The sequence below is a fragment of the Bordetella sp. genome (assembly GCF_057362025.1).
In genome coordinates, this window is record NZ_JBMQQZ010000107.1 from 26,935 (window position 1) to 41,822 (window position 14,888).

The following is a 14,888-nucleotide window of genomic DNA, read 5'->3' on the forward strand; positions in this document are numbered from 1 at the left end:
CCGCCTCTCGCCACCGTCATCGCCTGTCTCCCATGCATCCGCTTATGTGTGCGTATTGAGGTGCCGGCTCGTCGGAGCCGGTCATGGGGTTTTAGATCACTTGCATGCCGTGGGCAAGGCCGCGATGGCTTCTGCAAGTGCGGTGCGCAAGCCTGGGCCGGGTGCCGTCATCGGCGGACGGAGCGTGTCCTCGCAATCGTGCAGCGCACCCAGCGCCGCCTTCAGCGGCCCGGGATTCGGGTGCGCGTACAGCAGGCGGATCACCGGCGCCAGCGCGTGGAACAAGGTCCGCGCGCGATCCCAGGCCCCCGCCTGCGCGGCCTCGAACATCGCCACGTGCAAGTCCGGCCGCACATGGGCGGAAGCGACGATGGCGCCCGCTCCGCCCAGGCTCAGCGTGGACAGGGCCTGCGTATCCTCGCCCGCCATGACGGCCAGCCGGCCGTCGGCGATCAGGGCGATGGTCTTGTCCAGCGAGCCGCCGCAATCCTTGATGGCGGCGATATTCGGATGCCCCGCCAGCCCCAGCAGCGTGGCGGTTTCCAGGGTGGCGCCGGTGCGGTAGGGAATGTCGTACAGCACCAGCGGCACGCGCGAGGCGTCCGCCAGGGTCTCGAACCACAGGCGCAGGCCATCCTGCGCCGGCCGCACATAGGCGGGCGCCGACGCCAGCACGCCGGCCAGCGGCCGTTCGCCGAACTGCCGAATGCGCTCGCGCGCCTGGCCCAGGTGATTGCCCGACAGGCCCATCGCCACCGGCAGATCGCCGGCTTCGGACAGGATGGTATCCAGCACCAGAAGCTGCTCGCCGGCATCCAGCGCGGCGGCTTCGCCGGTACTGCCGCAGGCCACCAGCCCGTGCACGCCGGCGCCGCGGTAGTGGCGCACCAGGCGGCGCAGCGCGGCACGGTCGACTTCGCCGTGGCGGAAAGGCGTGACAAGGGGGACCCAGATACCGCGGAATGCGGGCGCGCGGCTGGCCGCGCGCAACGGCAAGGGTTCGGTGGCGAGAGTAGGCGTATCCATATCGACTCCAATGCAAGACCGCTGGAAGTCCGCTAAAAGCGCGTCGGATACGTATGGAGAAGGACGATATGAAGAAGGAGACCCGCCCTGCCGCTGTTCCGTCGCTCTTCTGACGGAACAGCTGCTCCGGTCAGATGAGCGGCTGTTTTTTGGCTTTGACGACGGACGCGCACGTGCCGGCCATGCCGGCGGCATGGGCAGGGGCATAAAGGTGGGCGGCGGTCGTCATGGCCGTGATCATACCTGCATGGCGGAGCGGTGAACACACCATGGCAATCCTGGTGGCGGTCAGGCTTGGCGGACGCATGCCCGGGAACACATATCCCACGGCGCATGTCCTGCGACACGCTCCCCGAAAGGCAGAGCGCCCTAGCGGCGCGATCTCATCCCCGCAAACTGGCCAGGAAAACGCCGCACAGCGCTTCCATGCCGGCACGGTCGTCCTCGTCGAAGCGCCCGGGCAAGGGGCTGTCGACGTCCCATACGCCGATCAGCGCGCCCTCGTGCACCAAGGGCACCACGATCTCGGAACGCGACGCAGCGTCGCAGGCGATATGGCCCGGGAAGGCATGTACGTCGGGTACGACCTGCGTGCGCCGCTGGCTGGCGGCCGCGCCGCAGACGCCGCGGTCCAGCGCGATGCGCACGCAGGCCGGCTTGCCCTGGAAAGGCCCGACCACCAGTTCGGTACCGTCGTATAGATAGAAACCGGCCCAGTTCAGGTCGGGCAGGGATTGGTACACCAGGGCGGAGAAGTTCGCGGCATTGGCGATGCGGTCGTGTTCGCCGGCCAGCAGGCCGCGCGCCTGTTCGACCAGTTCGGCATAGCGATCCGCTTTGGTGGCGGCGGTGGAAGGAACGGCGGAAAACATGGCGAATGGCTCCAAAACGGATCGCGCGCCGGCGTGGCGCGCGGCCGGGAAAACCGGGGACAGTCGGTAGACGTCTGCTTTTCGGCGCACAGGGACGGCGGCGGCCCGGGCGGCACGGCAAAAAGTGGGAGAATACCGCTTTGCCGTCCCTCGTTAGCCTCCGCCCTCCCGTCAATGGTTTCCAGCCCTGGATCCCTCCCCCGGCCGCGCTGGCCGGGCACGGCGTTCCGGCGGCCGCCCGCGTGGCCGTTTTCCCCGTTCTTTGATGCCTACCTTCCATGGACAAGCCCTTCGAACCCGAATGCACCTTTTCTGAACGCGCCCTGCAGCTGACCAGCTCGGCCATCCGCGAGATCCTCAAAGTCACCGAGCGGCCGGACGTCATCTCCTTCGCGGGCGGCCTGCCGGCTCCCGGCGGCTTCCCGGTGGACGTCGTCCGCCAGGCGTTCGACAAGGTATTGGTCTCGAATGGCCGCGCCGCCCTGCAATACGGTCCCACCGAGGGCTACAGCCCCCTGCGCGCCTGGGTCGCCGACGACCTGAACCGCAAAGGCGCCCAAGTCGCGCCCGATCAGATCCTGATCGTTTCCGGCTCGCAGCAGGCGCTGGATCTGCTGGGCAAGGTGCTCATCGACAAAGACAGCAAGGTCATGGTGGAAACGCCCAGCTATCTGGGCGCGCTGCAATCCTTCAGCCTGTACCAGCCGCGCTACGAATCCGTGGCCTCCGACGAGGGCGGCCTGATCCCGGAAGCCCTGACGCCGGCCAACGCCCAGGGCGCGCGTTTCCTGTACGCGCTGCCGAATTTCCAGAACCCCACCGGCCGCACTCTCAGCCGCCAGCGCCGCGAGGCCCTGGTGCAGCAGGCCGTGCGCCTGAACCTGCCCGTCGTGGAAGACGACCCCTACGGTGAACTGCGCTATGCCGGCGAGCCCCAGCCCAGCCTGCTGTCGCTGGGCGGCGAGGTCGGCGCGCACATCATCCGCATGGGTTCGTTTTCCAAGGTGCTGGCCCCCGGCCTGCGCCTGGGCTATATCGCCGCATCGCGCAAGCTGATCGACAAAATGGTGCAGGCCAAGCAGGCCACCGACCTGCACACGTCCACGCTGACGCAGATGGCGGTGTACGAGATCGTCAAGGACGGCTTCCTGGAGCAGCACCTGCCCACCGTGCGCGAGCTCTATCGCAAGCAGTGCGGCTACATGCTGGACGCGCTGCAGCGCGAGTTCCCCGCCGCCGCCACCTGGACGCGGCCGGAGGGCGGCATGTTCATCTGGGTGACGCTGCCCGAAGGCATCGACACCACGCAGCTGCTGCAGCAGGCCATCGAGGAAAAGGTCGCCTTCGTGCCGGGCCAGCCTTTCTACGCCAATGCGCCGGCGCCGCGCAACACGCTGCGGCTGAGCTTCGTGACCGTGCCGGAAGAAAAAATCCGCAGCGGCATGGCGACGCTGGGCCGGCTGATCAAGGCGCAGCTGGGCTGAGGGCGGCAGCATGTCCACGCAGCACCCCACCGGCCGCATCGACCTGAACGACATCGAGTTCGACGACTGGGTGGCCCGCTGGCTGCCCCGGTCCTGGGGACCGTATGCGCGGCTGTGCCGCCTGGACCGTCCCATCGGCACTTGGCTGACCCTGCTGCCGGCGCTGGCCGCGCTGGCCCAGGCGGCCGACGGCTGGCCGACGCCCTGGCGGGTCGTGGTGTTCTCGCTGGGCGCGCTGCTGATGCGCGGCATCGGCTGCACCATCAACGACATCTTCGACCGCGACATCGACAAGCACGTCGAACGCACGCGCTACCGACCGCTGACCAGCGGCCAGCTGACACTGCGGCAGGCGTTGTGGTTCCTGTTCGCCCAGCTGGCGGTATGCGCCTCGCTGCTGCTGGCCATCAATCCCATGAGCCGCTGGCTGGCGGTGGCCCTGCTGCCCATCGTCGTGATCTATCCCCTGTGCAAGCGCGTCACCTACTGGCCGCAGGCGGTCCTGGGCGTGTGCTTCAACTGGGGCATGCTGATGGCCTGGTCGGACACCCGCAACGAAGTTCCCCTGGGCGCGATCGCGGTCTACGTCGGCACCATCCTGTGGCAGATCGGCTACGACACGATCTACGCGTACATCGACGTGCGCGACGACCGCAGGCTGGGCCTGCATTCCACCGCCCTGCGTTTCGGTGCCGCGGGCAAGACATGGATCGCCGGGTTCTACATCGCCACGCTGGCGCTATGGGCCTGGGGCGGTTATGCGGTCGGCCTGGGCTGGCCCTACGCGGCCGGCATGGTGCTGATCGGCGCCCACCTCGCCTGGCAGCTGAAGAAGCTGGACCTGGACCGTCCCGAGCTGGGGCTGGGCCTGTTCCGGGCCAATCTGTGGGTGGGCGTGATGCTGGTGGCCGCTTCGGTGTTCGGCGGGCTGGCCGGCTGAACGGCGCTCCGCCGATTCGCTACTGGATCCGCCGTATCGACGGCGGCCGCCATAATCCCTCGACGGCATCCTCGCGTGGCTGGTACATGCGCAGCATCAACGTGAAGCGGCCGCTCTGGGGCGCGGGCAGCCAGTTGCGCAGCTGTTCGCCCGCGGGCGGTGCGTACTGCACGTAGACTGTGGACGTGCCATCCGCCGCCGGCGTCAAGGGGTGGCGGCTACCCACGGCGTACAGATTGACCGCGTTGTCGTACAGTTCGCGCCGGTCGTTGTACAGCGTCATCGACCAGAGCGCGTCCGCGGGCGGCAACTGGCCGCGATCGAAGCGCACCTCGTAGCGAAAACTGCCATCCAGCTGCCGCCCATCCGAATCGGCGGCGGCGCGCAGCACGATCTCGTCTTCCGGCAAAGGCGTGGCGAGCTGCACGCGCGCGGCCCGGGCCCGCAGCGCATAGTCGGTGCCGTAGCTGCCCAGGCGCCGGTCGGGCATGCGCCAGGCATCCTTGCCACGCGGCCGTGGCTGCATGGGCGAGCGTACGCTGGCCTGGCCGCGCAGCGCGCCGGCCTCCACTGCGGCCCGTATGTCGGCGGGCAGGCGCGAGGGGTCGAAACGTTGGCCGGGCGCCAGGCCCAGCCTGGCCATGCGCTGCAGAATCGGGTCATCGCCGGCATGCGGCGGATAACGCGAGGCCAGCTCCGCAAACGCCGAGAAGAATTCCTGCGCCGGCATCTCGCCGACCTGATCGACCGGCGCGCGCCGCGACAACGCCACGTCGAAATGCCCCTCCGGCGGCACCGTCTTCTTGCCCCAGCGCGACAATGGCGTGGCTTCCACGGCCATCTGGAAACCCTGCGCGGCGCCCAGGTCCCGCAGGTCGCGATACGCCACGCGCAGACGCAGCAGGCCGGCATCCGTGGGCGCGCGCAGCACCTCCGCCGGCTTGGGCAGCTTGCCGTGCCAGTCGGATGCCGCGATCGCATACACGTGCAGGCCGTCCTGCGCCGTGCGGCTGCCCGGTGCCGAGAAGACATCGGACCACATATCGGCCAGGGTGATCGAGTAATAGCGGCCGCGCGCGTCGGGCACCTCGATCAGCAGCGGTTCCCTGGATACGTCGAACCACAACAGCGACCACAGCGTGTCGACGTCGGGGTAAGGCAGACCGTGCAGCAGCGGGTCCGCGGGCCGGCTCATGTGCGTGAAGCGGTTGACCGGCGCACCGCCGCCGAACGCGGTGTCCGGCACTTGCACGTTGGTCTGCACGCGACGCGCGACATCCATCAGCACCAGCGGATATGCGTAGACGTAGGCGTCGGCGGCGATATCGCGCGCCTGGCCCGCGTCCAGCGGCGGCGCCGCCCACGCAGGCACGCGCCCGGCAGCGGCCAGGCATAGCACCACCACGGCAAGACTGCGGCACAAACGCATGCGGAATCGCCCCCCGGGTGCCACGCGGACATTCCGCGCGCCTCGGCAAAATTCTAGTGGGCGAAAGTCCTAGCACCCATCCCGGAAACGATGCATAAAAGGATGACGCGGACATGGAGGTCCTGGTCCCCGGGTGCCTGGCGGGTACACGGCGGCGTCCAGCACCGCGGCATGGCCGCCCGGCAGCAAGGCTTTGGCGGGTTCGGTGGCTACGGCCGGGGCTTGGCATCCCCATCGCCGGCGACAGCCGATAGAATGCGCCTTATTGGTGCATCGCCGCGGGGCGATGCGCCGCCCCATGTTCCACCACTACAGGCACGCCTATGTATCCTACCGTCGCCGGCGACGCGCAAGCGCCTCGCAAGCCCATCACTTTGGCCACGCTGGTTGCCATGCACCAGCGCGGCGAAAAAATCGCCATGCTTACCTGCTATGACGCCAGCTTCGCCTCGCTGCTGGACCAGAGCGGCGTCGACATCCTGTTGATCGGCGATTCGCTGGGCAATGTCGTGCAGGGGCAATCGTCGACGCTGCCCGTCACGCTGGAGCACATGGTGTATCACACCGAATGCGTCGCGCGCGGCAACAAGACCGCCTGGGTGCTGGCCGACCTGCCGTGGGGCAGCTATCACGAATCCCCCCGGCAGGCCTATGCCAGCGCGGCGCGGCTGATGGCGGCCGGCGCGCAGATGGTAAAGGTGGAAGGCATGGACGGCCGCACGCCGTGGATGTCCGACATCGTGGCCTTCCTGACGGAGCGCGGCGTACCGGTGTGCGCCCACATGGGCCTGACGCCGCAGTTCGTGCATGCGCTGGGCGGCTATCGGGTGCAGGGCAAGGACGATGCGGGCGCGGCGCACCTGAAGCAGCAGGCGCGCGTGATGCGCGATGCCGGCGCCAGCATGCTGCTGTACGAGATGGTCCCCGCCGCGCTGGCCGCCGACATCACGGCCGATGTGAACATCCCCACCATCGGCATCGGCGCCGGCGCCGGATGTTCGGGGCAGGTGCTGGTGCTGCACGATATGCTGAACGTCTTCCCAGGGCGCAAGGCGCGCTTCGTGCGCAATTTCATGGACGGCGCGAGCAGCATCCAGGATGCCGTCCAGGCCTATGTGCGCGCGGTGAAGGACGGCAGCTTCCCGGCCCCGGAACATTCCTATTGAGCGATGGCGAGCCGGCACGCCGGATCGCAACCGGCAGGATCGCACGCCGCCGGATCCCGCGCGGCCGGCGCACGCACTGCCGGACCGCGCCCCCCCCCGGGGCCCGTCACACCGGGCCTGTCACACCGTGTAGTTCAATGCCAGGCGACCGCCGTCGATATACAGCGTTTCGCCGGTGATGTAGCTGGACGCGTCGCTTAGCAGATACGCCACGGCATCGGCGACTTCGGACGGTTCGCCCAGGCGGCGCATCGGCGTGCGGCTCATCAGGCGCGCGCGCGTGGTTTCGTCCGCCAGCACGGCCTTGCGTGCCAGTTCGGTGGCGATGGTGCCCGGCCCCACGGCGTTGACGCGGATACCGTGATCGACCAGCGACAGCGCCATGACGCGCGTCAGCTGTGCCAGGCCGCCTTTGCTGACGTTGTACGAAGCGATGGTCGGGATCGCCATGACGGCGTTCACCGAACTCATGTGGACGATGGCGCCGCCGCCCTGCTCCACCATGACGCGCGCGACCGCCTGGCCGACGAGGAAAGCGCCTTTCAGGTTGACGTTCAGCACCGCGTCCCATTCTTCTTCCGTGATGTCCAGGAAGTTGGCGGTGCGCACGATGCCCGCGTTGCTGACCAGTTGATCGATGCTGCCGTAGGCCTGCCGCGTCGCGGCGACGGCGGCGTCCACCGATGCCTTGCTGGCAACGTCGCAATGGATGTAGCCGACACGGCCGCCGTCGCGCGAAAGCGCATCGGCCAGGGCCTGGCCCGGCGCATCGGCGACGTCCCATATCGCGACGGCGGCGCCAGCCTGCGCGAGGCGGCGCACGCATGCCTCGCCTATGCCTTGCGAGCCGCCAGTCACCACGGCGACCTTGCCCTTGAAATCGAAAGTCGTATTGCTCATTGAAGGAATCTCCTGCCCGCGCACGCGGCGCTTCCTGTCGAAGCGCCGTTGCGAGGATCGTAGCGCATCCGGCTTACCGTTCGACGGTGCGGTTCCAACGCGCGTTGAAGGCGGGACGGGTGGCATTGATGGCATCCCAGTCCAGGACCTTGGCGGTTTCCATATAGGTCTGGAACTGCTTGAGCATGTCCTGGTTGGCGGGGTCGGCCTGCACCTTGCGGTTGGACGGGAAATGCCCACCGTACTTCAAGGCATTGGCCTGCGCCTGCGGCGACAGCAGGTACAGCGCCAGCTTCTGCGAAAGATCCGGTTCGCTGTTCTTGGCGATGACGCACTCGCCCACCATCAGGATGACGGACCCTTCCTTGGGCTGCGCGTATTCGACCGGGATGTCGCGTTTCTTGAGCCGGGAGATGGCGGTCGGCGTCAGCGGGAAGATGGCCGCCTCGTCGGATTGGATCATTTCCGCCAGCTTGGCCGAATTCGGGATGTATTCCAGCACGTTGGGGCCGATGGTGCTGCTCCACTTGGCGAAACCGGGGTCCGTGTGCTGGTCGTCGCCGCCTTCGATGCGGTTGTACATCAGGAAGGCATGCAGGCCGAAGGTGCTGTTCGAGGCCGACTGGAAGACGACCTTGCCCTTGAACTTGGGATCGGCCAGGTCCATCCACGACGTGGGCGCCGCCCAGCCGTTTTTCTTGAACAGCCGTGTGTTGTAGCCCAGGCCCGTCATGCCCATGTCGATGCCGGCGGCCATGCCGTCCTTCATGACCGCGGTGGGATAGAGATCCTTCAGCACGGGATCGGCGTGCAGCTTTTCGCACAGTCCCATGGACACCGCGCGCGCCATGACGCCGTCGTCCAGGAACATCACGTGCATCTGCGGCGAGTCCTTGTAGGCCTGCGCCTTGGCCAGGACTTCGGTGGACGTGCCGGGGACCACGACGATCTTGACGTTGTTGGCCTTTTCGAAATCGGGGAAGACGTATTGCGTGAACGCACGCTCCATGTCGCCGCCGTTCATGCCGACGTACAGGGTTTTCTGTTGCGCCCAGGCGCCGGCCGGCAGGACTGACAGGGCCGCCAGCATGGCGGCTCCGGCCAGTCGAAGGACGCGTGATTTGCGATCGTGATTGCGGTTGCTCATGTCGACTCCAGCGAATGCCCATGGCCGAGTTCCGTGCGATCCGCGGCCGCATGAGCGTCGGCAGCGTAACGGTCGATGCGGAATGCATCAATGGGGATTGCGGTCCGTCCGGTGGCGGCCAGGTCCGCCAGGACCTCGCCGGCGGCGGGCCCGACCTGGAAGCCCGCGCCGGAGAAGCCGAAGGCATGGAACAGCCCGGGCGTGGTGCGGCTGGGGCCCAGCACCGGGTTGTGGTCGGGCATGCTGCCCTCCACGCCGGACCAGAAGCGGATGATGTGCGCGCCGCGCAGCGTGGGCAGCAGGTCCGCGGCCTTTGCCATCAGCGTACCGATCTGCGCGCGGCCGGGCCGGGCAAGATCGGCATCGATCGATACGCCACGGCCGCCGCCGATCACGCAATTGCCGCGGTCCACCTGCCGCGCATAGACGCCGCCGCCTTGCACGCCCAGGCTGGCCGTCATGAAGCGCGGCAGCGGTTCGGTGACCATCATCAAGGGATGGATGGAAGTTTCCGGCACGGGTTCGCCGAACGCCGCGGCGAACCGCCCTGCCCAGGCGCCGGCGCAGTTCAGCAGGAGGCGGGCGCGGACTTCCAGCGCCGCGCCGGCGCGCAGCACGAAACGTTCGCCGTCGTGCGCCGCGCTGTCGACGCGGGTGTGCTCGCGCACGCAGGCACCGGCGCGCCGCGCGGCCAGGGCGAATGCCGGAGACACCAGCCGCGGGTTGGCGTGCCCGTCATCCGGACAGAACGAACCGCCGACCACGCTGCTTCCGAGCCACGCGAAGCGGCGCTCCAGCGCGGCGCGATCCAGCATCTGCAGATGCATGCCGAAGCCCCGCGTGCTGGCGCGATAGCGTTCGAGTTCGGCGAGGTCGGCCTCGGTGTAGGCAAGTTTCAGATGACCGCTGCGCTGGTACTCGCCGTCGATACCGATCAGGCCGGGCAGGTCGCTCCACAGGGCATGGGCACGCTGCGTCAAGGGCATCTGCGCCAGCGGGCGGCCCTGGCGGCGCACGCCGCCGTAGTTGACGCCGCTGGCCTTGGCGCCGCAGGCGGCCGCGTCCAGCAGCACCACCGGTACGCCGCGGCGACGCAGGAAAAGCGCGGCGCTGGCGCCGACGATGCCGCCACCGATGACGGCGACTTCGGTGTTTAGGCGCTCCATCAGGGCCTGCCCTGCCCGGACGGCCCCGAGCCGCCGGCCGCGTGCGGCATGCTGCCGGCGTATACGGACGGCTCGTATCGCGCGTCCGTGGAGAACAGCTGGATGGGAATGGGCTTGATGGGCGGCTGCGCGCGCAGCCAGCCTACCTGGGGCAGCGCCACACCGCTGGCGCGCGCCAGTACCTCGGCGGCCGCGGCGCCGCACATGCGGCCCTGGCAGCGGCCCATGCCGACGCGGGTCAGGGCCTTGCCGCGATTGAGCTCGCACGCGCCATCGACCTGTGCCGAGGCACGCAGCGCTCCCACCGTGATTTCCTCGCAGCGGCACAGGATGACGTCGTCGTCCAGCGACGCCGCCCAATCGTCCGGAAAGGGAAACGCGCGTTCGAGCGCGTCGCGCATGCGTTCCTGCCGCGCCAATCCGCGCTGCAAGACCGCAGTGCGCGCCGGCTTTGCGAGCATGCCCAGGTCTTCGAGCATCGCCAGGGCGGCGCGCTCGCCGGCCAGTTCCGCCGCGTCCGCACCGGCGATGCCGGCGCCGTCCCCGGCCAGATATACGCCGGGCACCGACGCCCTTCCGGCGGCGTCGCGTTCGGGCAGCCAGGCTCTATCACGTTCGTGATAAACGAAGCGGCAGCCGGCCACCGCGGCCAGCTGCGTCTCCGCGCGCAATCCCAGGCCGTAGGCCAGTGCATCGCAAGCGATGCGCAGCGGTTTGCCGCCGCCCGCGCCGTCGCGCCGGCGGCAGACGATGCCGGAGACCCTTTCATAGCCGATGGCATGATCCGGCAGCACGCCGGCATACATGGGGATGCCATGCAGCCGCAGCCAGGCCATGGTGTACAGGCCTTTGCCCACCAGCGCGGGCGTGCGCAGCATGCCCGGCAAGGCAGCCAGTCTGTCCGCGGCGGTTGCGGTATCGAGAACGGCGGCCACGTCGGCGCCGGCCTTGGCATATTGGTACGCCACCAGGTACAGCAGCGGGCCGGTGCCCATGAAGGCCACGCGCCGGCCCACGCCGCAACCCTGGAATTTCAGCGCGACCTGCGCGCCGCCCAGGGTGTAGACGCCGGGCAGGGTCCAGCCGGGAAAAGGCAGCACGCGATCGGTCGCGCCGGTGGCCAGGATGACGTGGGTGTACTCCACGGCCTCGTTGCGGCCGTCACGCAGGACGTCCAGCACACCCTGTTCGCAATTCCACACCAGCGAGCCGGGACGGTAGTCGATGGACGGCATCAGCGCCTGCATGGTTGCGTGCAGCCGCTCGGCCTTGCGATGCTCGAATCCGTAGAGTTCGCGTCCCGGACGCTGGAAGCCCGCCGGCGGCTGGCGGTAGATCTGTCCGCCCGCCCGTTGCGCCTCGTCCAGGACGACGGGCCGCAGTCCCGCGGCGACGAGCGCCTGCGCGGCGCGGATGCCGGCCGGCCCCGCGCCGACAATGACGGGGCGTACTTCACGCATGGCCGTCCTCCTTGCGCGCGGATGACAACAAACGCATGCCCGGCGCGATGAAGGTGGAGCAGGCGCGCAGCCGCGTGCCGTCCTCCAGCCGCATCCAGCAGTCCTGGCAGGCGCCCATCATGCAGAAGCCGGCGCGCGGCGCGCCGCTGAATTCGGTCTCGCGCAGGCGGCCCATCTGCACCAGCACGGCGGTCAGTACGGTGTCGCCGGCCAGGGCACGCGCGGCCTGGCCGTCCAGCACGAAGTCCACCGGCGCGCGGTCCCGCTCGCCCAGGCGCGTCAGCAGCGGTTGCATGCCGGCGGCCGTCATCGCTGTCCCACCAGAACGCGGTCCAGGCCGTATATGCGGTCCAGCAGCAGCATGGCGACGGCCGTCAGGGCGATGACCGTCGCGGATACGGCCGCCATCATGGGATCGATGGATTCGGTCGCATACATATACATGCGCACCGGCAACGTCACGGTGGATGGCGCGGTGATGAACACCGACATCGTCAGCTCGTCGAAGCTATTGATGAAGGCAAGCAGCCAGCCGCCGAAGACGCCCGGCACGATCAGCGGCAAGGTGATTTTGAAGAAGACCGTCGCGCGATTGGCGTTGAGCGAGAGCGCCGCGTGCTCGATGGAGCGGTCGAAGCCCGTGAGCGAGCCCACCAGCAGGCGCAGCACGTAGGGCGTGACGATCACGACGTGGCTGGCCACCAGCCAGGAGAAACTGCCGCTGCTGCCGATCAGGGCGAAGAAGCGCATCAGCGCGACGCCCAGCACCAGGTGCGGGATCATCAGCGGCGACAGCAGCAGGCCGTTCAGCGCGTCGCGGCCGGGAAAGCGGTAGCGCGTGATGGCGCTGGCCGCCGGCAGCGCCAGGCATACCGCCAGCGTGGCCGACAGCGTTGCCAGCAGCAGGCTGTTGCGGAAGGACTGCATGAAATCGGCGTGCGCGAACAGGGCGCGGAACCAGCGCAGCGAAAATTCATGGGTGGGAATGCTCAAGGTCGAGGCCGGCGTAAAAGCCACCAGGCAAACGACCACCAGGGGCGCCAGCACGAAGGCCACCACCAGAGCATTGAAGGCGAGCGCGAGAGGGCCGTTCTTAAGCATGTCCGCCGGACTCCCGGGGATGGAACCTGGCGCGGGAATGACGGCCTGCCCCGCGTCGACGTCCGATGGTTTGCGTGCGCATGCGGTCTGCTATCCCAGGCTGCGGCGATACGACCGCTCGATGACGCGGTTGTAGGCCATCATGATGATGACGTTGGCCACCAGCAGCAGGATCGCCAGCGTGGCGCCCAGCGGCCAGTTCAATTCGGTCAGGAATTCGTCGTACACGATCGTGGCGACCATCTTCAGCCGCCGCCCGCCCAGCAGCGCGGGGATGGCGAAGGAACTGGCGCTCAGGCCGAAGACGATCAGGCTGCCGGACAGCACGCCCGGCATGCATTGGGGCAACACCACGCGCAGCAGGGTCTGCAGGCGCGAGGCATTGAGCGAATAGGCGGCGTGCTCCACCGAGGGATCGAGCTTCTGCAGCGACGTCCACACCGGGATGATCATGAAGGGCAGCATGATGTGCACCAGGCCGATCACGATGGCGGTGGGTGTGTACAGCAGCGATCCCAATCCCAGCGCCTGGGCGACCTGCCCCAGCGGGCCCGCGGGGCCCAGCAGCATGCTCCAGCCGAAGGCGCGCACGACCAGCGATATCAGCAGCGGCGACAGGACCGCCAGCAGGAAAATCGAACGCCAGGGCGCGCGCATGCGGCTCAGGATGTAGGCCTCGGGTACGCCTACGGCCACGCAGATCGCGGTGGTCAGCACCGATATCCATAGCGTGCGCCAGAAGATGCCCAGGAAATACGGGTCGCTCAGCACCGTGGCGTAATGGTGCAGCGTCATGCCCGGCTGTATGCCGGTGTTGTAGTCGAAGGGACGGAAGGTCAAGACGAAGGTCAGGCCCAACGGCGTCAGGACCAGCGCCAGGAACACCACGCCGATCGGCATGGCGCCAAGGACGGCCGGCAGTCCGTCCATCCTGCGGCGCGGCGTGGATGCCGCCGCGCGGGAAACGTCCAGGCCGGGGGCGCTCATGCGGCCGCCTCCAGCGCCGGCAGTACCCGCGCGACGTCGGCTTGCCAGTCCACGCCGGTGCGGTCGCCGTCGCCATGCGGCGCGCGGCCGTCATTGGGGGTGAGCATCGTCAGCACGCCCAGCGGCGTATCCAGCTCGTACATCCATTGGCTGCCCAGGAAGTAGCGCGTGGCGACCGTGCCGGTCAGCCTGCCCTGCCCGAGGGCCACGGACCGCAGTTTTTCCGGACGCAGGCAGACGCGCACGGCATCGCCCAGGCTCAGGCCCTGCCCGTCCACGTCCAGGCTCAGTTCGCCGCTGCGCACCTCGGCGCGCTCGCCGGCGCGCGTCACGGTGCCCGGCAGCAGATTGGTCTTGCCGACGAATCGCGAGATGAACTCGCTGCCGGGATGCTCGTACATGCGGTACGGCCGGTCGATCTGTGTGGCGCGCCCCTCCTGCATGACGACGACGCGATCGCTGATCGAAAGCGCCTCGGCCTGGTCGTGCGTCACCATCAGCGTAGTGGTGCCGGTCTTGCGCTGGATGGCGCGCAGTTCGAACTGCATGTCCTCGCGCAGCTTGGCATCCAGGTTGGACAGCGGTTCGTCCAGCAGCAGCACCGGCGGCCGTATCACCAGCGCGCGCGCCAGGGCCACGCGCTGGCGCTGGCCGCCGGACAATTCGCGCGGATAGCGGTCGCCGTGCTGGTCCAGTTTCACCAGCGCCAGTGCCTCGCGCGTGCGGTCGCGCCGTTCGGCGCGGCCCACCTTGCGCATGGCCAGTCCGAAGTCGACGTTGTCCCGTACCGTCAGATGGGGAAACAAGGCATAGGTCTGGAACACGATGCCCAGGCCTCGCGTGTTCGGCGCCGCATGCGTGATGTCGCGGCCGTCCAGGACGACCCGGCCGCGCGTCACATCGGCGAAGCCGGCGATCATCTGCAGCGTGGTCGTCTTGCCGCAGCCCGACGGCCCGAGCAGGGAAACGAACTCCCCCTGCTCCACGGACAGGTCGAGATCCCGCACCACGCGCAGATCGCCGTAGTCCTTGGATAGCTTTTCCAGGCGAAGAAATGACATGCCGCACCCTGCCGTTTCCGTGATGGGTGGCCGCCCGGCCTGGGAGGCCCGCCCGTTCAACGCAACGGCAGTCTAGGAGTGCGCGGGAACGCGGGTCAATGGGGTTTTTCCGTAGGACTGATGATTTGTTTGTTTTATTCCGAGTAGTA

At 68.4% G+C, this 14,888-nt stretch carries 14 protein-coding genes; 3 read left to right on the forward strand and 11 right to left on the reverse strand.

Annotation, left to right across the window (positions count from 1 at the left end; genetic code table 11):
- Positions 1-96: 96 nt before the first annotated feature.
- Together dapA and ACO1P8_RS24520 are read right to left on the reverse strand one after the other, a co-directional pair.
- Positions 97-1,026: a 4-hydroxy-tetrahydrodipicolinate synthase gene (gene dapA / locus ACO1P8_RS24515; RefSeq protein WP_486298443.1), complete on the reverse strand. Its 930-nt coding sequence runs from the start codon at positions 1,024-1,026 to the stop codon at positions 97-99.
- Positions 1,027-1,409: 383 nt separating this feature from the next.
- Complete coding sequence (locus tag ACO1P8_RS24520) at positions 1,410-1,898, reverse strand: GAF domain-containing protein (RefSeq protein WP_486298444.1); 489 nt, start codon at positions 1,896-1,898, stop codon at positions 1,410-1,412.
- Between the two features lie 278 nt (positions 1,899-2,176).
- Between ACO1P8_RS24520 and ACO1P8_RS24525 the strand changes: the two genes are divergently transcribed.
- A complete protein-coding gene (locus ACO1P8_RS24525) occupies positions 2,177-3,382 on the forward strand; it encodes an aminotransferase-like domain-containing protein (protein ID WP_486298445.1) in 1,206 nt (401 codons plus the stop codon).
- A gap of 10 nt (positions 3,383-3,392) precedes the next feature.
- Entirely contained in the window at positions 3,393-4,322 is a 930-nt protein-coding gene (ubiA, locus tag ACO1P8_RS24530; protein WP_486298446.1) for a 4-hydroxybenzoate octaprenyltransferase, read from the forward strand.
- A 19-nt stretch (positions 4,323-4,341) separates the two neighbouring features.
- On the opposite strand, the gene ACO1P8_RS24535 is transcribed toward ubiA, so the two are convergent.
- Positions 4,342-5,751: a DUF1254 domain-containing protein gene (locus ACO1P8_RS24535; RefSeq protein ID WP_486298447.1), complete on the reverse strand. Its 1,410-nt coding sequence runs from the start codon at positions 5,749-5,751 to the stop codon at positions 4,342-4,344.
- A 323-nt stretch (positions 5,752-6,074) separates the two neighbouring features.
- Between ACO1P8_RS24535 and panB the strand changes: the two genes are divergently transcribed.
- Entirely contained in the window at positions 6,075-6,917 is an 843-nt protein-coding gene (gene panB, locus ACO1P8_RS24540; RefSeq protein ID WP_486298448.1) for a 3-methyl-2-oxobutanoate hydroxymethyltransferase, read from the forward strand.
- A 120-nt stretch (positions 6,918-7,037) separates the two neighbouring features.
- Here the strand turns inward: panB and ACO1P8_RS24545 are convergent, their stop codons facing one another.
- From ACO1P8_RS24545 to ACO1P8_RS24580, 8 genes are all read right to left on the reverse strand, one after another.
- The gene (locus tag ACO1P8_RS24545) at positions 7,038-7,817 is read right to left on the reverse strand and encodes an SDR family NAD(P)-dependent oxidoreductase (RefSeq protein ID WP_486298449.1); all 780 of its coding nucleotides are present in this window, start codon (positions 7,815-7,817) and stop codon (positions 7,038-7,040) included.
- A gap of 73 nt (positions 7,818-7,890) precedes the next feature.
- Entirely contained in the window at positions 7,891-8,964 is a 1,074-nt protein-coding gene (locus tag ACO1P8_RS24550; RefSeq protein ID WP_486298450.1) for an ABC transporter substrate-binding protein, read from the reverse strand.
- Positions 8,961-10,133 (reverse strand): NAD(P)/FAD-dependent oxidoreductase, encoded by a 1,173-nt coding sequence (locus ACO1P8_RS24555; protein ID WP_486298476.1) that lies wholly within the window; start codon positions 10,131-10,133, stop codon positions 8,961-8,963. Before ACO1P8_RS24555 ends, ACO1P8_RS24550 begins: the two co-directional genes overlap by 4 nt.
- Positions 10,130-11,590 (reverse strand): FAD-dependent oxidoreductase, encoded by a 1,461-nt coding sequence (locus ACO1P8_RS24560; RefSeq protein WP_486298451.1) that lies wholly within the window; start codon positions 11,588-11,590, stop codon positions 10,130-10,132. Before ACO1P8_RS24560 ends, ACO1P8_RS24555 begins: the two co-directional genes overlap by 4 nt.
- Positions 11,583-11,885 (reverse strand): (2Fe-2S)-binding protein, encoded by a 303-nt coding sequence (locus ACO1P8_RS24565; protein WP_486298452.1) that lies wholly within the window; start codon positions 11,883-11,885, stop codon positions 11,583-11,585. The genes ACO1P8_RS24560 and ACO1P8_RS24565 overlap by 8 nt, the downstream gene beginning before the upstream one ends.
- Positions 11,886-11,896: 11 nt before the next feature.
- Positions 11,897-12,691 carry an ABC transporter permease gene (locus ACO1P8_RS24570; protein WP_486298453.1) on the reverse strand — a complete coding sequence of 265 codons (795 nt, stop codon included), beginning with the start codon at positions 12,689-12,691 and terminating at the stop codon, positions 11,897-11,899.
- A 90-nt stretch (positions 12,692-12,781) separates the two neighbouring features.
- Positions 12,782-13,678 (reverse strand): ABC transporter permease, encoded by an 897-nt coding sequence (locus tag ACO1P8_RS24575; RefSeq protein WP_486298454.1) that lies wholly within the window; start codon positions 13,676-13,678, stop codon positions 12,782-12,784.
- Entirely contained in the window at positions 13,675-14,739 is a 1,065-nt protein-coding gene (locus ACO1P8_RS24580) for an ABC transporter ATP-binding protein (protein WP_486298455.1), read from the reverse strand. Before ACO1P8_RS24580 ends, ACO1P8_RS24575 begins: the two co-directional genes overlap by 4 nt.
- Between the last annotated feature and the right edge of the window lie 149 nt (positions 14,740-14,888).